At 64.0% G+C, this 21,946-nt stretch carries 22 protein-coding genes and 1 tRNA gene; 14 read left to right on the plus strand and 9 right to left on the minus strand.

Features of this window, described 5'->3' with window-relative positions:
* Positions 1-48 precede the first annotated feature (48 nt).
* The 6 genes from accB (at position 49) to purH (ending at position 6,005) form a co-directional block, all read left to right on the plus strand.
* Positions 49-513 (plus strand): acetyl-CoA carboxylase biotin carboxyl carrier protein, encoded by a 465-nt coding sequence (accB, locus tag DU505_RS04020; protein ID WP_114477705.1) that lies wholly within the window; start codon positions 49-51, stop codon positions 511-513.
* Positions 514-542: 29 nt separating this feature from the next.
* Positions 543-1,883: an acetyl-CoA carboxylase biotin carboxylase subunit gene (accC, locus tag DU505_RS04025; protein ID WP_114477706.1), complete on the plus strand. Its 1,341-nt coding sequence runs from the start codon at positions 543-545 to the stop codon at positions 1,881-1,883.
* Between the two features lie 73 nt (positions 1,884-1,956).
* The gene (gene prmA, locus DU505_RS04030; protein WP_114477707.1) at positions 1,957-2,883 is read left to right on the plus strand and encodes a 50S ribosomal protein L11 methyltransferase; all 927 of its coding nucleotides are present in this window, start codon (positions 1,957-1,959) and stop codon (positions 2,881-2,883) included.
* 84 nt (positions 2,884-2,967) lie between these two features.
* On the plus strand, positions 2,968-4,011 hold the full coding sequence (gene dusB, locus DU505_RS04035; protein WP_114477708.1) for a tRNA dihydrouridine synthase DusB: 1,044 nt from the start codon (positions 2,968-2,970) through the stop codon (positions 4,009-4,011).
* Positions 4,008-4,343 (plus strand): DNA-binding transcriptional regulator Fis, encoded by a 336-nt coding sequence (gene fis / locus DU505_RS04040; protein ID WP_114477709.1) that lies wholly within the window; start codon positions 4,008-4,010, stop codon positions 4,341-4,343. The genes dusB and fis overlap by 4 nt, the downstream gene beginning before the upstream one ends.
* A gap of 78 nt (positions 4,344-4,421) precedes the next feature.
* Positions 4,422-6,005, plus strand: coding sequence for a bifunctional phosphoribosylaminoimidazolecarboxamide formyltransferase/IMP cyclohydrolase (purH, locus tag DU505_RS04045; protein WP_114477710.1), 1,584 nt, complete (start codon positions 4,422-4,424; stop codon positions 6,003-6,005).
* 329 nt (positions 6,006-6,334) lie between these two features.
* On the opposite strand, the gene DU505_RS04050 is transcribed toward purH, so the two are convergent.
* From DU505_RS04050 to folE, 4 genes are all read right to left on the minus strand, one after another.
* Positions 6,335-7,792, minus strand: coding sequence for an NAD-dependent succinate-semialdehyde dehydrogenase (locus tag DU505_RS04050; RefSeq protein ID WP_114477711.1), 1,458 nt, complete (start codon positions 7,790-7,792; stop codon positions 6,335-6,337).
* Between the two features lie 77 nt (positions 7,793-7,869).
* Complete coding sequence (locus DU505_RS04055; RefSeq protein ID WP_114477712.1) at positions 7,870-8,190, minus strand: DUF4190 domain-containing protein; 321 nt, start codon at positions 8,188-8,190, stop codon at positions 7,870-7,872.
* Positions 8,191-8,281: 91 nt separating this feature from the next.
* On the minus strand, positions 8,282-8,692 hold the full coding sequence (gene folX, locus DU505_RS04060; RefSeq protein WP_114477713.1) for a dihydroneopterin triphosphate 2'-epimerase: 411 nt from the start codon (positions 8,690-8,692) through the stop codon (positions 8,282-8,284).
* A 71-nt stretch (positions 8,693-8,763) separates the two neighbouring features.
* The gene (gene folE / locus DU505_RS04065) at positions 8,764-9,321 is read right to left on the minus strand and encodes a GTP cyclohydrolase I FolE (RefSeq protein ID WP_114477714.1); all 558 of its coding nucleotides are present in this window, start codon (positions 9,319-9,321) and stop codon (positions 8,764-8,766) included.
* A 264-nt stretch (positions 9,322-9,585) separates the two neighbouring features.
* On the opposite strand from folE, the gene DU505_RS04070 reads away from it, so the two are divergent.
* Complete coding sequence (locus DU505_RS04070) at positions 9,586-10,140, plus strand: hypothetical protein (RefSeq protein ID WP_114477715.1); 555 nt, start codon at positions 9,586-9,588, stop codon at positions 10,138-10,140.
* Between the two features lie 72 nt (positions 10,141-10,212).
* On the opposite strand, the gene DU505_RS04075 is transcribed toward DU505_RS04070, so the two are convergent.
* Together DU505_RS04075 and DU505_RS04080 are read right to left on the minus strand one after the other, a co-directional pair.
* Positions 10,213-11,196: a serine/threonine protein kinase gene (locus DU505_RS04075; RefSeq protein ID WP_114477716.1), complete on the minus strand. Its 984-nt coding sequence runs from the start codon at positions 11,194-11,196 to the stop codon at positions 10,213-10,215.
* 45 nt (positions 11,197-11,241) lie between these two features.
* Entirely contained in the window at positions 11,242-12,027 is a 786-nt protein-coding gene (locus DU505_RS04080; RefSeq protein WP_114477717.1) for a ComF family protein, read from the minus strand.
* A 126-nt stretch (positions 12,028-12,153) separates the two neighbouring features.
* On the opposite strand from DU505_RS04080, the gene bioB reads away from it, so the two are divergent.
* From bioB to bioA, 7 genes are all read left to right on the plus strand, one after another.
* Entirely contained in the window at positions 12,154-13,263 is a 1,110-nt protein-coding gene (gene bioB / locus DU505_RS04085) for a biotin synthase BioB (RefSeq protein WP_114477718.1), read from the plus strand.
* 113 nt (positions 13,264-13,376) lie between these two features.
* Positions 13,377-14,432, plus strand: a complete 1,056-nt coding sequence (bioF, locus tag DU505_RS04090) for an 8-amino-7-oxononanoate synthase (protein WP_114477719.1) — start codon at positions 13,377-13,379, stop codon at positions 14,430-14,432.
* Positions 14,429-15,181, plus strand: coding sequence for an alpha/beta fold hydrolase (locus tag DU505_RS04095; protein ID WP_114477720.1), 753 nt, complete (start codon positions 14,429-14,431; stop codon positions 15,179-15,181). Before bioF ends, DU505_RS04095 begins: the two co-directional genes overlap by 4 nt.
* Positions 15,178-15,972, plus strand: coding sequence for a methyltransferase domain-containing protein (locus DU505_RS04100; protein WP_114477721.1), 795 nt, complete (start codon positions 15,178-15,180; stop codon positions 15,970-15,972). Before DU505_RS04095 ends, DU505_RS04100 begins: the two co-directional genes overlap by 4 nt.
* 5 nt (positions 15,973-15,977) lie before the next feature.
* Positions 15,978-16,679, plus strand: coding sequence for a dethiobiotin synthase (gene bioD, locus DU505_RS04105; protein ID WP_114477722.1), 702 nt, complete (start codon positions 15,978-15,980; stop codon positions 16,677-16,679).
* Positions 16,680-16,723: 44 nt separating this feature from the next.
* Positions 16,724-16,808, plus strand: a tRNA-Leu gene (locus DU505_RS04110).
* A gap of 141 nt (positions 16,809-16,949) precedes the next feature.
* On the plus strand, positions 16,950-18,215 hold the full coding sequence (gene bioA, locus DU505_RS04115; RefSeq protein WP_114477723.1) for an adenosylmethionine--8-amino-7-oxononanoate transaminase: 1,266 nt from the start codon (positions 16,950-16,952) through the stop codon (positions 18,213-18,215).
* A gap of 70 nt (positions 18,216-18,285) precedes the next feature.
* Here the strand turns inward: bioA and lpxC are convergent, their stop codons facing one another.
* The 3 genes from lpxC to ftsA all read right to left on the minus strand — a co-directional run bounded on the left by lpxC (position 18,286) and on the right by ftsA (position 21,796).
* Positions 18,286-19,197 (minus strand): UDP-3-O-acyl-N-acetylglucosamine deacetylase, encoded by a 912-nt coding sequence (lpxC, locus tag DU505_RS04120; protein ID WP_114477724.1) that lies wholly within the window; start codon positions 19,195-19,197, stop codon positions 18,286-18,288.
* A 112-nt stretch (positions 19,198-19,309) separates the two neighbouring features.
* Positions 19,310-20,479: a cell division protein FtsZ gene (gene ftsZ, locus DU505_RS04125; protein ID WP_114477725.1), complete on the minus strand. Its 1,170-nt coding sequence runs from the start codon at positions 20,477-20,479 to the stop codon at positions 19,310-19,312.
* A gap of 33 nt (positions 20,480-20,512) precedes the next feature.
* Positions 20,513-21,796, minus strand: a complete 1,284-nt coding sequence (ftsA, locus tag DU505_RS04130) for a cell division protein FtsA (RefSeq protein WP_114477726.1) — start codon at positions 21,794-21,796, stop codon at positions 20,513-20,515.
* Positions 21,797-21,946: the final 150 nt, after the last annotated feature.

The raw sequence follows: 21,946 nt of genomic DNA on the forward strand, positions 1-21,946 counted from the left end.
AACAGCGTCCCGGCCAGCCGTCACCTACCCACCGATCGAGACAGAGTCATGGACATTCGCAAGGTCAAGAAACTGATCGAGCTGCTCGAAGAATCCAATATCAGCGAAATCGAGATTCAGGAAGGCGAGGAGTCTGTCCGCATCAGCCGTCACCCCAATGGCGTGAGCTGGCCGCAGCCCCACATGCCCCCCCAGTACGGTGCACCTCAGCCCGCTCCCGCTCCGGCTGCCACTGCAGCGTCGCCTGAGCCGGCTGCCGAGACAGCCCCCCTCTACCAGGGTCACGCCTTGACGTCCCCCATGGTCGGCACCTTCTATCGCAGCCCTGCGCCGGGCTCGAAGCCCTTCGTGGAAATCGGCTCCAGCGTCAAGAAAGGCGAGACCGTGTGCATCGTCGAGGCCATGAAGATGATGAACCAGATCGAAGCCGATCGTGACGGCGTGATCGAAGCAATTCTGGTCGAGGACGGAGAACCCGTTGAATTCGACCAGCCGATGCTCGTCATCACCTGATCTTTCACCCAGAATTGGCGGACTCCATCATGCTGGACAAGGTTCTCATCGCCAACCGCGGCGAGATCGCTCTGCGTATCCTGCGTGCGTGCAAGGAGCTGGGCATCAAGACCGTGGCCGTTCACTCCAAGGCAGACCGTGAGCTCATGCACGTGCGCCTGGCCGACGAGGCCGTGTGTATCGGACCGGCCCCCTCGGCTCAGTCCTATCTGAACATCCCAGCGCTGATCAGCGCCGCTGAGGTCACCGATTCCAGCGCCATACACCCCGGCTACGGCTTTCTCTCCGAGAACGCCAATTTTGCCGAACAGGTGGAACGCTCCGGTTTCGTCTTTATCGGACCCCGAGCAGAGACCATTCGCCTGATGGGCGACAAGGTCAGCGCCATCGAGGCCATGCAGGTAGCCGGCGTGCCCACGGTGCCGGGCTCGGATGGCCCGCTGGGCGATGACGAAGGCGATATCATCGCCATCGCTCGGCGCATTGGTTACCCGGTGATCATCAAGGCGGCCGCCGGTGGTGGTGGCCGTGGCATGCGGGTGGTGCATACCGAAGGGCACCTGCTCTCGGCCGTCAATGTGACACGAACCGAGGCACACTCCTCCTTCGGCGACGGCACCGTCTATATGGAGAAGTTTCTCGAGAAACCCCGTCATGTCGAGGTTCAGGTACTGGCCGATGGCCAGGGCAACGCCATCCACCTCTTTGATCGCGATTGCTCGCTGCAGCGACGCCACCAGAAGGTATTGGAGGAGGCACCTGCCCCCGGCATCGACCCCGAGGCACGCGCCCGGGTGCTGGAGGCGTGTCGACAGGCCTGTATCGAGCTCAACTATCGCGGCGCCGGTACCTTCGAATTCCTCTATGAGGATGGCGAGTTCTTCTTCATCGAGATGAACACCCGCGTTCAGGTGGAGCATCCGGTCACCGAGATGGTGACCGGCGTCGATATCGTCCGCGAGCAGCTTCGCATCGCTTCCGGGCTGCCGCTGTCGATCGCCCAGGAAGACGTGAAGCTCAATGGGCATGCCTTCGAATGCCGCATCAATGCCGAAGATGCTCGCACCTTCATGCCCTCGCCCGGCAAGGTGACGCTTTACCATCCTCCCGGCGGCCTTGGCGTGCGCATGGACTCGCATCTCTACACCGGCTATACGGTTCCGCCCCACTACGATTCGCTGATCGGCAAGCTGATTACATGGGGCGACAACCGGGAGATCGCCCTGACGCGCATGCGCAACGGTCTCGATGAGCTGCTGGTTGAAGGCATCAAGACCAATATCGACCTGCACAAGGATCTGGTTCGCGACGGCTACTTCCAGCAGGGTGGCGTCAATATCCACTACCTGGAGAAGAAGCTCGGCTCCTGAGCCTGAGCTCGACTTTCGATCCCTGCGGGGTGGCCATAGGCCACCCCGCATGCGTTACGCACGGAGAACCACCATGCCCTGGCTGCAGCTGAAAGCCCGCATCGCCCCGGAGCAGGCGGAGCTACTAGAAGAGCTTCTGATGGCGGAGGGCGCCACCGCCATCACCCTGCAGGACGCCCATGACGACCCCGTCTTCGAGCCCGAGCGCGGCACCACGCCGCTATGGGACGAGACAGTACTGAGCGGCCTCTACGACGACCTGGAAGGCCTGACGACCATGCTGGAGCGACTGGCGGTAGCCTGGGCACAGGCGATGCCAGGCGAACCCTGCCCGGAAATCGAGCATGAGCTGCTTGCCGATCGAGACTGGGAGCGGGAGTGGATGGACGACTTCCAGCCCCTGCGCATGGGGCAGCGGCTGTGGATCGTGCCGAGCTGGCACGAGCCGCCCGATCCTGACGCGGTCAACCTGCACCTGGATCCGGGGCTTGCCTTCGGCACCGGTACCCATCCCACCACCGCGCTCTGCCTGGAGTGGCTGGACGGCATGGCCCTTTCGGACGAGCTGATGGGACGCGAGGTGCTCGACATCGGCTGCGGCTCGGGCATTCTCGCCATCGCCGCCCTCAAGCTGGGCGCGGGACAGGCCACCGGCACCGATATCGACCCCCAGGCGCTGCAAGCCAGCCGTGACAATGCCGCCCGAAACGCCATTGCCGATGACGACTTCAGACTCTGCTACCCCGAGGAACTGGACGAAGCAGGCAAAACCATGGCGACATTCCCGTTCGTGATCGCCAATATCCTCGCCGGCCCGCTGATCGACCTGGCAGCGACCGTTGCCGGACATGTGGCACCGGCCGGCCGGCTGGTGCTGTCGGGCATCCTCGAGAGCCAGGCCGACGAGGTACTCGAGGCCTACCGTGAGCAGGGCCTGTTCATGGACGAGCCCGTGGTTCGCGAAGGCTGGGTGCGCCTGAGTGGCCGCCGCCCAGCCTGAGCTGGGTAACAACACCTATTGCCACCTTCACCATACGACGGCGGGGGCGTATGATATGCAGCCCCCGAGCCACTGGACCGCATCATGTCCGATAGCCGCCCCCTGCCACAGATTGGCCGCCATCGCCTCCCAAACAGGGTGGTCCTTGCGCCCATGGCCGGCGTGACAGACCGCCCCTTTCGGCAGCTTTGCCGTCGACTTGGTGCCGGCCTCGTGGTGAGCGAAATGGTTACCTCGGACCCCACGCTGTGGCATACCAGGAAGTCCCGCCAGCGCATGGATCACCGCGGCGAGCCAGGTCCACGCTCGGTGCAGATTGCCGGTGGCGATGCGACGATGCTCGCCGAAGCCGCTCGCCTGAACGCCGAGCAGGGGGCCGAGATCATCGACATCAACATGGGCTGCCCGGCCAAGAAGGTTTGCAACAAGGCCGCCGGCTCGGCACTGCTGCGCAACGAAGCCCTGGTGGCTGAGATTCTCGAGGCGGTGGTTGCCGCGGTGGACGTGCCGGTGACCCTCAAGATACGAACCGGCTGGTGTGCCGACAGCAACAACGGAGTACGCGTGGCCCGCCTCGCCGAATCGGCCGGTATCCAGGCACTGGCAGTGCATGGACGCCACCGTCAGCAGCGTTATAGCGGTGAGGCCGAGTACGACACCATCGCGGATATCAAGTCACGGGTGAACATTCCGGTGTTCGCCAACGGCGATATCGACTCTCCACAGAAGGCCGCCTTCGTTCTCGACTATACTGGAGCGGATGCGGTAATGGTCGGCCGCGGCGCCCAGGGTAACCCCTGGATTTTCCGAGAGGTCGATCATTACCTTCGCCATGGACAGGCACTGCCCCCTCCCGCGGAACGCGAGCGCGCAGACGTATTGCGTGGTCACCTGTCGGCCCTGCACGCCTTCTACGGAGAGACAATGGGGGCGCGTATCGCGCGCAAACACCTCGGTTGGTACCTCGCATCGGACCGTCGCTTCGGCGAGGGCCAGCAGCGCGAGCTCCGCGCTGCCTTCAACATCCTCGAGCACCCAGCCGAGCAGTATGACTTCATCGACGACCTCTTTTGCCCCGGAAGCGGCCATGCCGACCCAGGGATAGCGAATGGAATCAGTGCCGCATGAATCGTGAAGCCTTCAACAGGAACCCCGACCTGTCGGATATCGACATCGGCCCGTGCACCGAACTGACCGGCCTCGACGCGCCGTCTTCACCGTCAGCGTCGGTAGAACAGCCACTGCGAGAAGCCGTGGATTGCGCCATGCGACGTTACTTCGACCACCTCGATGGCGGGACCGCAACCGATCTCTACGCCATGGTGATGACCGAGGTCGAGGCACCGCTGATGGCTGCCGTTCTGGACTATACCCAGGGCAATCAAACACGCGCCGCCGAGATCCTGGGTCTCAACCGTGGCACGCTGCGCAAGAAGCTCAAGCAGCATGACCTGATCTGATCCGGTCGGCCCCCTGGGCCAGCCGGGTCGCACCCCACCGCGTCACCCCGTCCCTCACCACCAACATAGAGTCGTATCATGTCCGATATCCCCGCCTCCCGACCGGTTCGCCGCGCCCTGATCAGTGTTTCCGACAAGGACGGCATCGTCGACTTCGCCCGGGGCCTGAGTGCACAAGGGGTCGAATTGCTCTCAACCGGCGGCACCTTTCGCCTGCTTGCCGAAAGCGGTGTCGCCGTGACGGAAGTCTCTGAACACACCGGCTTTCCCGAGATCATGGATGGGCGAGTCAAGACACTGCACCCCAAGATCCATGGCGGCATCCTTGGCCGCCGTGGCCAGGACGATGCCGTCATGGCCGAACATGACATTGCCCCCATCGACATGGTGGTGGTCAATCTTTACCCCTTCGCCCAGACCGTGGCCAAGCCGGGCTGCAGCCTGGAAGATGCCATCGAGAACATCGACATCGGTGGCCCCACCATGGTGCGCGCCTGCGCCAAGAACCACGCCCATACCACCATCGTGGTGGATGCCGGCGATTACGATCGCGTTCTGGCCGAGATGAGCGAACTGCAAGGTACCGTCAGCGATACCACCCGCTTCGACCTGGCCGTCAAGGCCTTCGAGCACACTGCAGGCTACGATGCCGCCATCGCCGATTACCTGGGCCAGCGGGTGAGCGGCGGCGAAGACGGCTTCCCGCGGACCTACAACCTTCAGCTTCACAAGAAGCAATCCATGCGCTACGGCGAGAATCCACACCAGAGTGCGGCCTTCTACGTGGAAGCCGATGCCTGCGAAGCCAGCGTGGCGACTGCCTCCCAGCTGCAAGGCAAGGCGCTCTCCTTCAACAATGTGGCCGATACCGACGCCGCCTTCGAGTGCGTCAAGACCTTCACCGATACCGCCTGCGTGATCGTCAAGCATGCCAATCCCTGCGGCGTGGCGGTGGGCGCCAATGCCATCGAGGCTTACGACAAGGCCTTCGCCACCGACCCCACCAGCGCCTTCGGCGGCATCATTGCCTTCAACGTGCCGCTGGACGCCGACACTGCCCGCGCCATCATCGACCGGCAGTTCGTCGAGGTGATTATCGCCCCCGGCATCGAGGAGGCGGCCCTGGCCATCGTCGCCGAGAAGCAGAACGTGCGTCTGCTTGACGTCGGCGACAGCTGGCCCGGCAAGCGCGAACACGGCCATGACTTCAAGCGCGTGACGGGCGGCCTGCTCGTTCAGGACAGGGACCTGGGCATGGTCGGTCGCGACGAGCTGACCGTGGTCAGCGACCGGGTGCCCAGCGAGCAGGAGATGCGCGACCTGGCCTTTGCCTGGAAGGTGGCCAAGTACGTCAAGTCCAATGCCATCGTCTACGCTAAGGGCGGCCAGACCATCGGCGTGGGCGCCGGCCAGATGAGCCGCGTCTACTCCGCCAGGATCGCCGGCATCAAGGCCTCCGACGAGGGGCTGACGGTGCCCGGCTCGGTCATGGCGAGCGATGCCTTCTTCCCGTTCCGGGACGGTATCGATGCCGCTGCTGCGGCCGGTATCACGGCGGTGATCCAGCCCGGCGGCTCGATGCGCGACCAGGAGGTGATCGACGCCGCCAATGAGGCGGGGATTGCCATGGTGTTTACCGGCATGCGCCATTTTAAGCATTGAAAACGCTGGATCTCGGTCATGCATCGTTAAAGGTCGACTCAACATGCTCATTTGCAACAACAAACTCCGCTGTTTCGCCGACCTTTGCCTAGCCTGACCTTCGCCCAGCCGTTTTCTCAGCCGCATAATGGAAACCCCCATCGGTTTGAACCGATGGGGGTTTGCCTTGATTGCCGACGCGAGCGGCGCCGGGGACAGGCCGAAGCGGAGGTCCTTTTCCAGGGATGGAAAAGGTAGCGCCCATGGAAGGGTTCACAGCGCCTCCGCGTAGCGCCTGTCGCCGGTTCAGCCGCGGCTTGGAGCCGCTGGCCTTGGCGGGGTTTTAACTATCAACCAAGATCGATGCAGAGGTACTTGGTCTCGAGAAACTCCTCCAGCCCCTGATGGCCGCCCTCGCGACCGAGCCCTGACGCCTTGACCCCGCCGAAGGGCGCGGTGGGGTTGGAGATAAGGCCGGTGTTGATGCCCACCATGCCGTACTCCAGCGCATCGGCCACACGCCATACCCGACCCAGGTTGCGGGAATAGAAATAGGACGCCAGCCCATACTGGGTATCGTTGGCCATCTGCACGGCATCCTCTTCATCCTCGAAGGGGAAGACCGCGGCAAGCGGGCCGAAGGTCTCCTCATGGGCCACCTTCATCTCATCGGTGGCGAAGCTGATCAGGGTCGGGGTGAAGAAGTTGCCCCCCAGCGGGTGGGGGTTCCCCCCCAGCAGCAGTTGGGCACCATGGTCCACGGCGTCATGCACGTGCTCGCTCACCTTTTCCACCGCCTTGCTGTCGATCAGCGGCCCGATATTGACGCCCGACTCGGTGCCGTCACCCACCTTGAGCTCGCTGTTCATGGCAACCGCCAGCTTCTCACAGAAGGCGTTGACCACACTGGACTGCACCAGGAAGCGGTTGGTGCAGACACAGGTCTGGCCGGCATTGCGGAACTTGGCCGCCATGGCGCCTTCCACGGCAGCGTCCAGATCGGCATCCTCGAAGACGATGAAGGGGGCGTTACCGCCCAGCTCCAGCGATATCTTCTGGATGTTCTGTGACGCCTGCGCCATCAGCTGGCGCCCCACTTCAGTGGAGCCGGTAAAGGTGATCTTGCGTACGATGGGCGATTCGGTCATCGCCGCCGCAATCTCGCTTGCCCGCCCAGGCACCACGTTGAATACGCCACGGGGAACGCCGGCGCGCTCGGCCAGCAGCGCCAACGCGGTCGCAGAGAACGGAGTCTGGCTGGCTGGCTTGACCACGATGGTACAACCGGCCGCCAACGCCGCCCCGGCCTTGCGGGTGATCATTGCTGCGGGGAAGTTCCACGGCGTGATCGCACCCACGACCCCCACCGCCTGCTTGGTGACCACGATTCGCTGATTGGATTTTGCGGCGGGAATCGTTTCGCCATAGACGCGCCGCGCCTCTTCGGCGAACCAGCGCAGGAAGCTCGCCGCGTAGGCGATCTCGCCAGCGGCTTCCTTGAGCGGCTTGCCCTGCTCATGGGTCATGATCATGGCCAGGTCATCCTGATGGTCCAGCATCAGGTCATGCCATTTCATGAGGATATCGGCCCGCTCCTGGGCAGTGAGGCCTCGCCATCCGGGGAGCGCCGCTTCGGCGGCAGCGATCGCTCGCTCCGTCTCGGCACGACCCAGACGCGGTACATTGCCGAAGGACTCTCCAGTGGCGGGGTTGACGACATCGATCTGCTCACCGCTGTCGGCGGCGACCCAGCTGCCGTCGATGTAGGCAAAGGGGCAGTAGAGCTGCGTTTCCTTCAAGGCTTCCATGATCGTCTCTCCCGGCCGACGAACGGCCCTGTTGTCAGTGTTCATGTGTAAGCGGTGCATGCGAGGCGGTGTCGCTGTCACTCGATCGGCTCGACGCCCTGTTCCGGCACCATATGCTGCTCGGCCCCTTCCTGAAGCGGGGGTTGGACCATGGCCGTCAGTATGGCAAGTATCAGCACCAGTGCGATGGTAATCCAGCAGAAAGCGCGGCCAATATAGCGCCCGGGGTCGCGGCGAATCTGGCGCAATCCCATGATCCCAAAGATGGCGGCGGCAATGTTCACCGGGGGCATGCTGCCCGCAAGAAGCAGTGCGATGAGCGCCGTGACGATGGATGCCATGGCCCAGGGGGAATAGTGTCGGCGCGGCGAGGAACGGTTGGCATTGTCACTATGCAACGAGTCTTCACTCCCTGTGAATCCGGACAGGATACCCTCCATGCTACGCGCTCAGCTCCCATGCACCAAGTTCAGGCAGCATGAAGCGAGATCAACGCAGCCGGCGGGGCTCACGGCTCGCCGACAGCGTGACCGACACCGAGTCGGCAAAGCGCAGCGCATGGGGCTTGTCAATCTCGACCTGGGCGGTGAGTACGGCTGCATGGGACATGACCAGATCGAGGACCTCACGGGTCATGCGCTCCAGAAGCTGAAAGCGGTTTTCTTCGACCAGGGCAATGACCGCCTTGGTGATGGTCCGGTAGTTCAGTGCCTGCTCGATGTGATTGAATGCCACGGCATTGTCCGCCCGGTAGCGGATGACGGCGTTGATCACCACGTCCTGGCGGTTGAGTATCTCGTCTTCCTTGATGCCGATATGGGTGCGTAAACGAAGATTCTTGATGCGTATGGTCGCGAGGTCGTGATCGAAGTGTTGGTCATCCAGGGCGTGCAGCGTCATGGCGAACTCCAGTGAAAGGACATGGCGCAACCGGTGCGGCGGGAACCCCCAGTCGCCAATGGCCCGAGCCGTCAGCGGCTGTTGACGAGGGTAAGAAACTCCTGCCGAGTCGGCTGGTTTTCACGAAAGGCCCCCAGCATCACCGATGACGTCATGCTGGAGTTCTGCTTCTCGACGCCTCGCATCATCATGCAGAGATGCCGTGCTTCGACGACGACGGCCACCCCCCTGGCATCGGTCACCTGCTGGACCGCCTCGGCGATCTGCCGCGTCAGATTTTCCTGGATCTGCATGCGCCGGGCAAACATGTCGACGATACGCGCAAACTTGGAGAGCCCAAGCACCTTGCCGTTGGGCAGATAGGCGATATGGCACTTGCCGATGAACGGCAGCAGGTGGTGTTCGCACATCGAATAGAGTTCGATGTCCTTGACCAGCACCATTTCATCGGTTTCGGACTCGAAAACCGCCCCGTTGATGATGTCCTCAAGCGTCTGGGCATAGCCTCGATTGAGAAACTGCATGGCCTTGGCAGCCCGCTTGGGCGTATCACGTAGCCCTTCACGCTCCGGGTTCTCGCCCAGTTCGAGAATGATCTGGCGGTAGTGGTTGGCAAGTTCTTCGATCATGGTCAGGCCCTACGCTTACCGGTGGTTTGGTGATGGCCTGGCCACCACTTAATGCACAAATAATATACAAGAAAATCATCTTGTATAATAAAAATTTGCTTGGAACGGTGATTCTATCGCAACCACGGCCCGTTCGCAGGCCATGTGTACCTAGCGGACTCCTCCCTGCGACATTCCTACGCTACGGCCCCTTCGGGAGCTATGCTAGAATCGCATCCTTCGAATAACTGCCTTATGCGCAGCCGTGTCTATCGAGAGCCCGACATGATCCATATCCCGATCCTGGCAGCCGCCGGCCTGTCCCTGCTGCTTCTGCCCTTTGCCGCATCTGCCGCTACCCTGTCGCTGCCCACCGATGCCAGCGTCGCCGTTCAGGTCATCGATGAACTGACACTCGACGCGGACAATCCGCGTCAGGATGACATCCTGCTCAGCCCGGTCAGCGGCGATACCGGAACCTCCCACGAATTGCCTGAATACTGTGTGCTGGTGGGTGATGCCCGGCTGGACGCTGAACGGCTCCGTATTACCGCCAAATCACTGACCTGCATCGAGACGGAGGGCGCGGACAGCGAGATATTCAGTGGCGAGATCTCGGCCGCCGCCTACGAGATGGACGGCAGCTATGGCTTAGACGCCTGTGACGCCGGCCGCTGCGAGCTGACGCCGGAGCACGCCTTTCAGCTCAAGCTGGCAAGCGCCCTCGACATCGAGCGGCAGGACAACCCGGCGGCTCGTATCAATGAACAACGGCGCCAGACGGATGGCGCCGGCGTTGCCAATCCCATACCAGCCGAGCGCCCCGACCCGGACCAGTGACCCTCTCGCTACAACACACGCGAACGCGCCCCCAGGGGCGCGTCTGCTTTCGTAGGCCACTCCAGCAATGACTCACGCCAGCCAGCGCGGCGCCTTTTCCAGAAGCAGCCGCTGCTGCTCCAGTATGCGGATATGGCCGTCCCAGTAACCAGCATCGGCCAACCAGGGGAAGGCCGGCGGAAACGCGGGATCCTCCCAGCGCGCCACCAGCCAGGCACTGTGGCGCAGGAGCCGAAGGGTCCTCAGCGGCTCGATCAACGTCAGCTCACGCCGATCGAAGTCGCGGTGCTGCTCGTAGCCCTCCATCACCTCTGACAGCTGCATCTGCCACTCGGCGTCGTGCTCCGCCGTGAGCAGCATCCAGAGATCCTGAATGGCGGGTGCCGTCAGGCAGTCATCGAAGTCCACCAGGGTAAAATCCTCGTCGCGTCCGAGCACATTGCCGATATGACAGTCGCCATGCACGCGGATCGCCTTCTCCCCAGCCCAGGCATGCGGCTGAAGGGCCTCGTGAAGGGCAGTGGTCACCCGCTCATAGGCTCGGCGCTGCTGACGCCCCAGCCAGTGGCTGCCAAGCACCCGCTCCCTCGCTTCCAGTACCATGGTATCGAGATCGAGCGTGTTGCGGTGCCGAAATGACGATCGTTCGCCAACGGCATGCAGCGCGCCGATGACCTCGCCCATGGCAAACAGGTGCGCGGGGTTTTCCAGCTCGGGGGCCTGCCCCGACACCTGGGGAAAGAGCGTGAAACGAAACCCCTGGTCATGATGCAGCGACTGCCCTGCCGCATCCCGCCAGGGCGCTGATACCGCGACCCCGGCCTCTTCCAGCTCGATCAGGAAGTCGTGCTCTTCCTGGATCTGGGCGTCGCTCCAACGCTCGGGGCGGTAGAACTTGACCACCCAGCGCCTGCGCTCGTCGTCATGCACCAGAAACACACGGTTCTCATAGCTGTTCAGGGCGAAGGGTTCGCCGGGCAGCCACAGGCCCAGGGACTCCACCGCCGCCACGATTCGTGACGGTTCAAGCCGGGCAAAGGGGTGCGTCGACGCCATGCTGCCTCCGAAGTTCCAGTAAGGGACCAGTCAGGGAGTAGCATGCTACCAGAGTTGCGAAATTGGCGTACGCGCCACCGCCCAGGCCTCCACCTCCTCTGCGCCGGCGCGGCGGCATGCCTGGGCCAGGGCATCCAGCGTCGCCCCGGTGGTCATGACATCGTCCAGCAGCACTACCCTTCCCAGTAACGGCCCGGCCACGTCGAAGCCATCCTTCAGGTTGCGCCGGCGCTCGCTGCGGTCGAGCCCCCGCTGGGAGGGAGTGTCGCCCAGGCGCCTGGCCGACCGAAGCGGAACGCCGAGGCGCGGGGCCAGTCGCCGGGCCAGCCACTCGGCCTGGTTGAACCCCCGCTGTCGTGACCGGTTCGGATGCAGCGGCACGGCGAGCAGTGCATCAGGGCACGTGATGTCGGCCAGCCGGGTTTCGAGCATCGCCACCAGCACGCTGCCCGCTCGCGGCGAGGCCTGGAACTTGAAGCGTTGCATGAGGGACGCCACCTCGTCCTGGTAGCGCAACGGTACCCAGGCCCGATCGAAGCCCGGGGGGTGCTCCAGGCAGCGACCGCAGAGCCGCCCAGCCAGCGAACCGGGGGGCTGCGGCTCGGCGCAGCGCGGGCAGGCCGGGAGGTTCCAGGGCAACGCCTCGAAGCAGGGCTGGCACCAGGGCTGCCCGGATTTTCCGGGCGCCAGGCAGAAGGCGCAGCGCCCGGGCAGCACGCGCCTCAGGCCACCGTCCAGACCCGACAGCGCCAGCCGGGGCCAATGCGTCCAGCCATGCCCGGTGCCAAGCGCCCGCCGCTTCGCCGTCGCCTTGTTCGCCCTCTTCTCCATCGCGTTCCCCACCCATCCTCGACTTTGTCAACACTGAAGCAGCCAAGGGTTGACAGTAATAAGCCTCTACGCAATCCTACCGTCAACCAAATCTATTCAACCGGTTGACCAACAGCGAGTCTGATCATGTCCTCAGCGCCTACTCTTCCCAGCCCTTCTGAGCAGACCCTAGCCGGAAATCTCGAGGTCCGCCACGACTGGTCCCTGGACGAAATCGAGGCGCTGTTTGCCCTGCCCTTTAATGACCTGCTGTTTCGGGCACAACAGGTGCACCGCGCCCATTTCGACCCCAACGCCGTGCAGGTGTCCACCCTGCTGTCGATCAAGACCGGCGCCTGCCCCGAGGACTGCAAGTATTGCCCCCAGTCAGGGCATTACAATACCGACCTCGACAAGGAAAAATTGCTGGAAATCGAGAAGGTGGTGGAACAGGCCCAAGCGGCACGCGACGCCGGTGCGAGCCGCTTCTGCATGGGGGCCGCCTGGCGCAGCCCCCGGGAGAAGGACCTCGAGGTGGTAATGGAGATGGTCAGCCGGGTCAAGTCGCTGGGGCTCGAGACCTGCATGACCCTGGGCATGGTGGACAGCGATCAGGCCAAGCGCCTGGCCGGCGCCGGGCTCGACTACTATAACCACAACCTCGATACCTCCCCTGAGTACTATGGCGAGATCATCACCACGCGTACCTACGGCGACCGGCTGGAGACGCTGGCGAGCGTGCGGGAAGCGGGCATGAAGGTCTGTTCGGGGGGGATACTGGGCATGGGCGAGGCCCCTCGTGACCGGGCGGCCCTGCTTCAGCAGCTGGTCCGCCTGGAGCCGCACCCCGAGTCGGTGCCCATCAACATGCTGGTCAAGGTACCCGGCACGCCGCTGGAGGACGTCGAGGACCTCGATCCCATCGTCTTTATCCGCGCCATCGCCGTGGCCCGCATCCTGATGCCGAGGAGCCACGTGCGACTCTCCGCCGGGCGCGAGCAGATGAGCGAGTCCACCCAGGCGCTGGCCTTCCTGGCAGGCGCCAACTCCATCTTCTACGGCGAGCGGCTGCTGACCACCGCCAACCCCCAGGCGGAGCGCGACCGCGCCCTTTTCGACAAGCTCGGCCTGCACCCCGAGCGTCGCGAGACCTGCACGGACGACTCACGCCAGCAGGAAACCCTGGAAGCGGCCATGGCCCTCAAGACGGGCCAGTCCAGAGCCGATGCCCTCGCCTACGACGCCACCCTGGCCTGAGGCGCGCCGTGATCCAGCAGTACCACTGGTCCCGGCGGCTTGCTGCCCGAGCACAGGAGCGAAGGCTCCAGGGGCTCTGGCGCCAGCGAGATACGTACGGACCCGACAGCGGCATGCATGATTTCGCCGGCAACGACTACCTCGGCCTGGCCCGGGACCCACGCCTGGCCCAGGCCCAGGCCGAAGGCGCCAGACGCTTCGGTGCCGGTGCCGGCGCCTCGCACCTGGTCAGCGGCCACCTCGGCGTCCATGAGGCCCTGGAGCAGCGCCTGGCCGAGCTTACCGGCCGGCCACGGGCGCTGCTCTTTTCCACCGGCTACATGGCCAATCTGGGCACCTTGCAGGCGCTCTGCGATGCCAATACCCACCTCTTCCAAGACCGTCTCAATCACGCCTCGCTGCTCGATGGCGCGCGCCTTGCCGGTACCCGGTCGCGACGCTTTCACCACCGAGACCTGGATGACCTTGACCGCCTTCTTGCACGGGTGCCGTCCGACAACCTCAAGCTGGTGATCAGCGACGGGGTCTTCAGCATGGATGGCGACGTGGCCGATATCGAGGGCCTGGCCGCCGTCAGCGCCCGACACGATGCCTGGCTGATGATCGATGACGCCCATGGCCTGGGTGTCCTCGGCGACCGCGGGGAAGGGTGTGCAGGACGAGCCCAGGATGCCGCGCGGGTACCGATCCTGGTCGGCACCCTGGGCAAGGCGCTGGGAACCGCCGGTGCCTTCGTCGCCGGCAGCCATGAACTGATCGACCACCTGATCCAGTTCGCTCGCCCCTATGTCTATACCACGGCCCAGCCCCCGGGTGTGGCCGCCGCCACCCTGAAGGCGCTGGACATTCTCGCTGCCGAACCCGAACGACGCACCCGGCTGCTGAGCCTGGTACGCTATTTTCGCCATGAGGCCGAGCGGGTCGGGCTGCCGCTTGCCCACTCCGACACGCCGATACAGCCCCTGCTGCTGGGCGAGAGCCTTCGCACCCTGCGCTGGGCCGCCGCGCTGCGGGAAGCCGGCTTTCTCGTCGGTGCCATTCGACCGCCCACCGTACCGCAAGGCCAGGCGCGCCTGCGTATTACCCTCAGTGCGCGACATACCCACGACACCCTCGATGCCCTGCTGGAAGCCCTGGCCGGCCTTCAACAGGCGGAGCGTGAGGCATGACGAAACTGGTACTACTCTCCGGCTGGGGCATCGATGCCCGTATCTGGCAGCCCCTTGCCCCCTACTGGCCCGATGACGTCGAGGTAACGACACCCGACTGGCCGGGCTATGCCGGTCAGGCGCTTGATGAAATGCTGGCCCCCGATGACCTGGCCGGCCTTGGTCGCCGGATGGCGGCGGCACTTCCTGCCGATGCGGTGTGGGTCGGCTGGTCGCTGGGCGGGTTGCTTGCCTGTGCACTGCTTGCGTACCTGCCTGCACCACGCTCCCTGGCCATGCTGGGAACCGGCCCCCGATTCTGCAGCACGGAGGGTGTCACTCCGCAGGAACTGGGCACCTTCCAACGCGCCTTCGCACGCAACCCGAATGCGACCTGGCAACACTTCCTGCGCTGGCAGCTGCAGGGCGAACCCGATGCACGCACCGCACATCGGCGCCTGCTGGACCTGATCGGCAGAAAGCCCAGCGCATCCCACGCGACAATGGCCGCGGGGCTCATCCAACTGGCCACGCTCGATGTTGCCCCTATACTGGCCGCCCCTCCCTGCAGCGTACTGCGCATGGCAGGTCAACAGGACCCCCTGCTCTCGCCCGCTTCGCGACACACCGCCGACGTCACACTCAGCGCAACAGGGCACTGCCCAATGCTCACCCGTCCAGACCTGCTGGCAGACCACCTGGTAGATATCGCCCAGCGCGCTGGCGATGGCCGCAACGAAATCACCGACAGCAGGGAGGAAGTCTCATGACGGGGGCCGCTCAAGTGGTCATCACCCCTGTCGAAGCCGAGACATGGCGCAGCCGGGTGGCGCACGCCTTCTCCCGCGCCGCTTCCCGCTATGCCATCCTGGCCGGAGCACAGCTATCCATGGGCGAGGCACTCTGGCGCCATCTGCCCTCGCGTGCCACAGCCATCCTCGACCTCGGCTGCGGCCCAGGGCACTGGAGCGCGCGCCTGGCCTCTCGCTACGGGCAGAGTGCCCGGGTAACCGGCCTCGACCTGGCCCCCGGCATGCTCGCAAAGGCTCGCGACGACCATGGCGAGGGCATCCGGTGGCTCCAGGCCGATGCCGGCGCTCTGCCGCTGGACAATGCGACGCAGGACCTCGTCTTCTCCAACCTGGCCATTCAGTGGTGTCCCGACCTGGATGTCGTGCTGTCGGAGATTCAGCGCGTACTGCGCCCAGGCGGCCGCGCCCTCATCAACACCCTGGGGCCGGGCACCCTGGGCGAGGTGGCCCATGCCTGGTCCTCCGCCGCCCTGCTCGGCTTCCGCTCCCGCGAGCACCACCTGTTCGGTGCGCAACTGGCGGGCTTCGACGCCGTCCGGCTGGAGGAGAAAGTCGAGCGTTTCTTCTATCCGGACCTGGCCGCGGTGATGGCATCCATCAAGGGGGTCGGCGCTCAGACGGCACGCCCCGACGCCTGCCTCACCCGAGCCGATCTGGCCCAAGCCAAACGCCGCTACGAGCCCCTGCGCGAATCCCAGGGCCTGCCGGTGAGCTACACGCGCCTGACCCTGATTCTCGACAGGAAATAAGCACGATGCCTGCTTACTTCGTCACCGGAACCGACACCGACGCCGGCAAGACGCTGGCCACCGCCGGCCTGCTGGCCCTGGCTCGTCGCCAGGGCCTCACCACCCTGGGGCTGAAGCCCGTCGCCTCAGGCTGTCGGCTCACTCCAGCAGGGCTGCGCAACGACGATGCCCTTGCCCTGCAGTCGCGCAGCGAGCCGGCCGTGCCCTATGCCGTCGTCAACCCCTTCGCCTTCGCGCCCGCCATCGCCCCCCACCTGGCGGCAAGGCGGGACGACCGCGTCGTCACCCTGACGGCCCTGGCAAGCCATGTCGAGCCGCTGCTGGAAGGCCCCCAGGACCTGATCCTGCTTGAAGGTGCCGGTGGGTGGCGGGTGCCGCTCAATGACAGCGAGGACCTCTCCGGGCTAGCCCTGCGCCTCGAGCTACCGGTGATCCTCGTCGTCGGCCTGAAGCTTGGCTGCATCAGCCATGCGCGACTGACGGCGGAGGCGATCCAAGCCGATGGCCTGCGCCTCGCCGGTTGGATAGGCAACCTGCTCGACGCCGACTTTGCCACCGATGCACCCCTCTATGAAGAGAATCTGGACACCCTCGAGCGCACCCTCCCCGGTCCCTGTCTCGGCATACTGCCACGCCTGGACGCCGTCGATGAGCAGAGGCGCCCCGAGTCCGCCGCTACCTGTCTCGTGCTGCCCGATGACGATTGACTTGCCGGCGGGCGTCCGTACAATGTGGACGCCTGCCCAACCCTGCGGATGTGGTGGAATTGGTAGACACGCCAGATTTAGGTTCTGGTGCCTTCGGGCGTGGGAGTTCAAGTCTCCCCATCCGCACCATTTCAATACATTGATTTCCCTCGTTTCTTGCCGCTTCGCAATGAGAGGCATGCATTTCGCGTGCCTGGTAGCCTGGTACCGTACCGTCCTGAACGCGCGCCCCCGCTCCCTTCCCGTCCGTCGCCACTCAACGGAGGCTCGTTGATGTCCCACGTCTGGCACCCCTATGCCCACCTCAAGACACAGTCGCCTGCGCCAAAGGTAATCGGCGGCGAAGGTCCACGCTTTACCCTGGAGAACGGGGAACGGCTGCTCGACGCCACCTGCTCCTGGTGGTGCATGATCCATGGCTACGGCCACCCCCGCCTGGTGGCGGCGATACGCGAACAGGCCGGCGAGCTGTGCCATGTCATGCTCGGCGGGCTGAGCCATGAACCAGCCGATCGCCTGGCCGGGGAGCTGGTTCGCGTGACCCCCGAGGGCCTCAACCATGTCTTCTTCTCGGACAGCGGCTCGGTGGGCATGGAAGTGGCCATGAAGATGGCGGTGCAGTATCACCAGTTGAGAGGCAAGCCCGGCAAGCACCGGCTGCTCTCCCTGATGAAGGCTTATCACGGCGACACGGCTGGCTGCATGGCGGTCTGCGACCCCGAGGAGGGCATGCACTCACTGTTCGCCGGCTACCTGCCCCGGCACCACTTCGCCCCCGCCCCCACGGCACCCTTCGACGCCGATCCGGCCTCGGTCCAGGCCGATCTCGACCGCCTCGAAGCGGTGCTGGAGTGTCACCATCAGGAGATCGCCGCCCTGCTGATGGAGCCGCTGCTGCAGGCGGCGGGTGGTCTCAACATGACCTCCCCCCTCTACCTCATTGGCGCGCAGGCGCTATGCGAGACGTACGACGTGCTGCTGGTCTTCGACGAGGTGGCAACCGGCTTTGGCCGCACGGGCACCCTGTTCGCCGCCGACCACGCCGGCATCACGCCGGACATCATGGTGCTCTCCAAGGGGTTGACCGGCGGCTACCTCGGCCATGCGGCGACGCTGGCCACTGACCGGGTGCATGACGCCTTCATCGGCGACAGCCCCTATCATGCCTTCATGCATGGCCCCACATTCATGGGCAACCCGCTGGCCTGCCGGGTCGCGCTGGAGAGTCTCGCCATCTTCGAGGAGGAGCACTACCTGGACCGTATTGCCGTCCTTCATCGGATACTGCGCGAGGAGTTGGTGCTGGACACACGGCTGCGCGCGCATCCCCTGGTTGCCGATGTCCGCGCCCTCGGCGCCACCGCCGTGATCGAAGTCCGGGATCCCGCCTCGCTGAAAGGCGTCGCGGAGTACGCCCGCCGCCAGGGCGTCTGGCTGCGCCCCTTCGGCCGCTGGCTCTATACCATGCCGGCCTATATCACCGCGGAAGAGGACATGCGCCGCATCACCGGCGTGATGAAAGCCTGGTTCTCCTGATGCACAAACGCCGCACTCCTCACGGAGCGCGGCGCTTGTTCTGCCTGGCTAGGGGGCGCGTCGTCGGCGGTCAGGCCATGGCGGGCTGGGCGTAGGAGATCGGCGCCAGCTCGCGCTCGTTCTCGAAGGTCACGATCTCGTAGGAATCGGGCTGGGCCAGAAGGGCACGACAGAGCTGGTTGTTCAGCGCATGGCCCGACTTGATGCCACGGAACTCACCGATCAAGCTGTAGCCCAGCAGGTAGAGATCGCCGATGGCGTCGAGCACCTTGTGCTTGACGAACTCGTCCTCGTAGCGCAGGCCGCCCTCGTTCACGATGCGATAATCGTCGACCACGATGGCGTTGTCGAGGCTCCCGCCCAGCGCCAGGTTATTAGCGCGCAGGTACTCCAGATCACGCATGAAGCCGAAAGTACGCGCCCGAGACACCTCCTTGACGAAGGAGGTGGTGGAGAAGTCCACCACGGCAGTCTGCTTCTGGTCTTCGAACACCGGGTGATCGAACTCGATGGCAAACGACACCTTGAAGCCCTGGTGGGGCAGGAAGCGCGCCTCCTTGTCGTCCTCCTGGACCAGCACCTCACGCTTGATACGAATGAATCGCTTCGGTGCTTCCTGTTCGGCAATACCCGCCGACTGAATCAGGAAAACGAAGGGGCCGGCGCTGCCATCCATGATCGGCACTTCGGGGGCGCTGACATCCACGTAGGCATTATCGATGCCCAGGCCCGCCAGGGCCGACATGAGATGCTCCACGGTGGCGACCTTGACGCCATCCCGCGACAGCGCGGTACACAGCGTCGTATCGGTAACCAGGGACGCGATAGCCGGTACCTGAACCTCCGGGTCGAGGTCGGTACGCACGAACACGATACCGGTATTTACCGGTGCCGGGCGCAGCGTCAGATAGACCTTCTTGCCGGAATGGAGTCCGACGCCGGTGGCGCGGATGCTGTTTTGCAGAGTGCGTTGTCTGATCATGGGCAGTAGCCAGGCAGTTGTTAGTTATCAAACACCGTTCACTATAACACCGAACAGGCGTTTCAACAAAAAAACATCTCCTGACCCTGCCTGATCGCGCAAACAGCCGCTATCAATCAGCCTGGCGTCGCAGGAAGGCCGGGATGTCGAGATAGTCATCCAACTCCTGAGGGGTGCGGCGCTTCTCGGGCTGCGGCTTCGGGGCCTCCTGGGGCTCGGCCTTGGCCGCTGCGCCCTGCTGGCGCATGGCCGGCTGAGCACGCTGGCGATAGTCGCTGCCCTCGGAACGCTTGGCACTCTCGCGGCCGGCCACTTTCTGCTGGCGTCCTTCCAGACCAGCCGCCACGACGGTGACGCGAAGTTCGTCGGTCATGTCCATGTCGATAGAGGTGCCCACCACGATGGTGGCATCCTGGGAGGCAAACTCCTGGACGGTGGCGCCTACATCGTTGAATTCACCGATGGAGAGATCCGGTCCGGCAGTGATGTTGACCAGAATGCCGCGAGCCCCATGCAGGTCGATATCCTCGAGCAGCGGACTGCGGATCGCCTTCTCGGCGGCCTCGCGGGCACGATTCTCACCGGTAGCACCGCCGGTTCCCATCATCGCCATGCCCATCTCGGACATCACGGTGCGCACGTCAGCGAAGTCGACGTTGATGATGCCGGGGCTGGTGATGAGCTCGGCGATGCCCTGTACCGCGCCCAGCAGCACATCGTTGGCAGCACTGAACGCCGTCAGCAGACTGGCGTTCTTGCCCAGCACCGACAGCAATTTCTCGTTGGGAATGGTGATCAAGGAGTCGACGTGCTCTGAGAGCTCTTTCATGCCCTCCTCGGCGACACGCATGCGCTTGGGCCCCTCGAACGGGAACGGGCGAGTGACCACCGCCACGGTGAGGATGCCCAGCTCCTTGGCCACCTGGGCGACCACCGGTGCACCGCCCGTGCCGGTACCGCCACCCATGCCCGCAGTGATGAAGACCATGTCGGCACCGCGGATCAAGTCGGCGATGCGCTCACGATCCTCCATGGCGGCCTGCCGGCCGACATCGGGATTGGCACCCGCGCCCAGGCCCTTGGTGATCTCGCCACCGAGCTGGAGCACGGTCTTGGCCGACACCCGTTTGAGCGCCTGGGCGTCGGTGTTGGCGCAGATGAACTCCACGCCTTCGATATTACTTTCGACCATGTGGTTGACGGCGTTGCCACCGCCACCGCCCACGCCGACGACCTTGATGACCGCACTGCTCGAGGGTGCGCTATCTACCAGTTCGAACATAAGCCCCGTCTCCTGGACCGCGCCGCGGCCCTGTCAGAAATTTCCTTTCAACCAGCCCTTGATTCTTGCCAGCGCCGGAATCCCTTCCACTACCCCACGCCGGGAGACGTCATCACGCCCGGGTTGTGTCGTAACCAATCTGCCTTCGCGACCTCGCCCATTCCGCACCTCCTGAAGGGCATAATGTAGCAAACCCACGCCGGTAGAATAAATCGGGTTGCGGACCACATCGGCCAGGCCGCGCACGTTGAGCGGACAGGCAATGCGCACCGGCATATGGAATATTTCCTCGGCCAGCTCGACCACGCCCTCCATCCGCGACGTCCCGCCGGTCAGCACCACGCCAGCCGCCACCAGATCCTCGAAGCCGCTGCGACGCAGCTCGTCACGGATCAGGGTAAACAGCTCCTCGTAGCGGGGCTCGACCACCTCTGCCAACGCCTGGCGGGAGAGATCCCTGGCCGGACGGTCGCCAACGCTGGGTACCTTGATCATTTCGTCGCTGGAAGCCAGCTGCGTCAATGCGCAGGCGTACTTGACCTTGATCTCTTCAGCGTACTGGGTCGGCGTTCTCAATGCCATGGCGATATCATTGGTGACCTGATCGCCAGCAATGGGTATCACCGCCGTATGGCGAATGGCCCCTTCAGTGAAAACGGCGATATCGGTGGTGCCACCGCCGATGTCCACCATGCAGACACCCAGCTCCCGCTCATCCTCGGTGAGCACCGCCATGCTGGAGGCAAGCTGCTCAAGGATGATGGCATCCACCTCCAGGCCACAGCGACGAACGCACTTGTCGATATTCTGGACCGCGTTGAGTGCCGCCGTTACCAAGTGGACGCGTGCCTCGAGGCGAACACCTGACATGCCCAGCGGCTCGCGAATACCGCCCTGGGTGTCGATGGAAAACTCCTGGGGCAACACGTGCAGGACTCGCTGCCCTTCCGATATTGCCCTTGCCCTTGCCGAGTCGATAACCCGATCGATGTCGGTTGACATGACTTCGCGATCTTTTATCGCAACCACGCCGTCCGAATTCATCGAGCTGATATGACTGCCGGCAACGCCGACATAGACCGAATGGATATCACAACCGGCCATCAATTCGGCCTCTTCCACAGCACGCTGTATAGATTGCACCGTGGATTCGATATTGATCACGACACCCTTTTTCATACCGCGGGAGGGGTGTGAGCCGATGCCAGCGATCTCGATGCCGCCATCATCGGTTGGCTGTCCGACGATCGCCACCACCTTGGATGTTCCGATATCCAGTCCGACTACCATGTTAGATGAATTGGAAGTGACTGCCATGCGCCGGGGTATCTCCTAAAACTTGACCCGCTGGGAATTCCACTAACTGCTTTAAATGGTCATTGCGCCCATTATAGGAACAACTAGCGTTAAACCACCAGTCCAATACGTAAAACTGCGCTCACGATACGGGTTATTTCTCACAAAAGG

Origin of the sequence: Billgrantia montanilacus (genome assembly GCF_003336675.1) — a bacterium.
In the GTDB taxonomy this organism is placed as follows: domain Bacteria; phylum Pseudomonadota; class Gammaproteobacteria; order Pseudomonadales; family Halomonadaceae; genus Halomonas; species Halomonas montanilacus.

What these genes read in the sequence shown, in the direction of transcription:
- accB (WP_114477705.1), top strand. Translation starts at nt 49, where the DNA reads ATGGACATTCGCAAGGTCAAGAAACTGATCGAGCTGCTCGAAGAATCC.
- accC (WP_114477706.1), top strand. Translation starts at nt 543, where the DNA reads ATGCTGGACAAGGTTCTCATCGCCAACCGCGGCGAGATCGCTCTGCGT.
- prmA (WP_114477707.1), top strand. Translation starts at nt 1,957, where the DNA reads ATGCCCTGGCTGCAGCTGAAAGCCCGCATCGCCCCGGAGCAGGCGGAG.
- dusB (WP_114477708.1), top strand. Translation starts at nt 2,968, where the DNA reads ATGTCCGATAGCCGCCCCCTGCCACAGATTGGCCGCCATCGCCTCCCA.
- fis (WP_114477709.1), top strand. Translation starts at nt 4,008, where the DNA reads ATGAATCGTGAAGCCTTCAACAGGAACCCCGACCTGTCGGATATCGAC.
- purH (WP_114477710.1), top strand. Translation starts at nt 4,422, where the DNA reads ATGTCCGATATCCCCGCCTCCCGACCGGTTCGCCGCGCCCTGATCAGT.
- DU505_RS04050 (WP_114477711.1), bottom strand. Translation starts at nt 7,792, where the DNA reads ATGGAAGCCTTGAAGGAAACGCAGCTCTACTGCCCCTTTGCCTACATC.
- folX (WP_114477713.1), bottom strand. Translation starts at nt 8,692, where the DNA reads ATGACGCTGCACGCCCTGGATGACCAACACTTCGATCACGACCTCGCG.
- folE (WP_114477714.1), bottom strand. Translation starts at nt 9,321, where the DNA reads ATGATCGAAGAACTTGCCAACCACTACCGCCAGATCATTCTCGAACTG.
- DU505_RS04070 (WP_114477715.1), top strand. Translation starts at nt 9,586, where the DNA reads ATGATCCATATCCCGATCCTGGCAGCCGCCGGCCTGTCCCTGCTGCTT.
- DU505_RS04075 (WP_114477716.1), bottom strand. Translation starts at nt 11,196, where the DNA reads ATGGCGTCGACGCACCCCTTTGCCCGGCTTGAACCGTCACGAATCGTG.
- DU505_RS04080 (WP_114477717.1), bottom strand. Translation starts at nt 12,027, where the DNA reads ATGGAGAAGAGGGCGAACAAGGCGACGGCGAAGCGGCGGGCGCTTGGC.
- bioB (WP_114477718.1), top strand. Translation starts at nt 12,154, where the DNA reads ATGTCCTCAGCGCCTACTCTTCCCAGCCCTTCTGAGCAGACCCTAGCC.
- bioF (WP_114477719.1), top strand. Translation starts at nt 13,377, where the DNA reads ATGCATGATTTCGCCGGCAACGACTACCTCGGCCTGGCCCGGGACCCA.
- DU505_RS04095 (WP_114477720.1), top strand. Translation starts at nt 14,429, where the DNA reads ATGACGAAACTGGTACTACTCTCCGGCTGGGGCATCGATGCCCGTATC.
- DU505_RS04100 (WP_114477721.1), top strand. Translation starts at nt 15,178, where the DNA reads ATGACGGGGGCCGCTCAAGTGGTCATCACCCCTGTCGAAGCCGAGACA.
- bioD (WP_114477722.1), top strand. Translation starts at nt 15,978, where the DNA reads ATGCCTGCTTACTTCGTCACCGGAACCGACACCGACGCCGGCAAGACG.
- lpxC (WP_114477724.1), bottom strand. Translation starts at nt 19,197, where the DNA reads ATGATCAGACAACGCACTCTGCAAAACAGCATCCGCGCCACCGGCGTC.
- ftsZ (WP_114477725.1), bottom strand. Translation starts at nt 20,479, where the DNA reads ATGTTCGAACTGGTAGATAGCGCACCCTCGAGCAGTGCGGTCATCAAG.
- ftsA (WP_114477726.1), bottom strand. Translation starts at nt 21,796, where the DNA reads ATGGCAGTCACTTCCAATTCATCTAACATGGTAGTCGGACTGGATATC.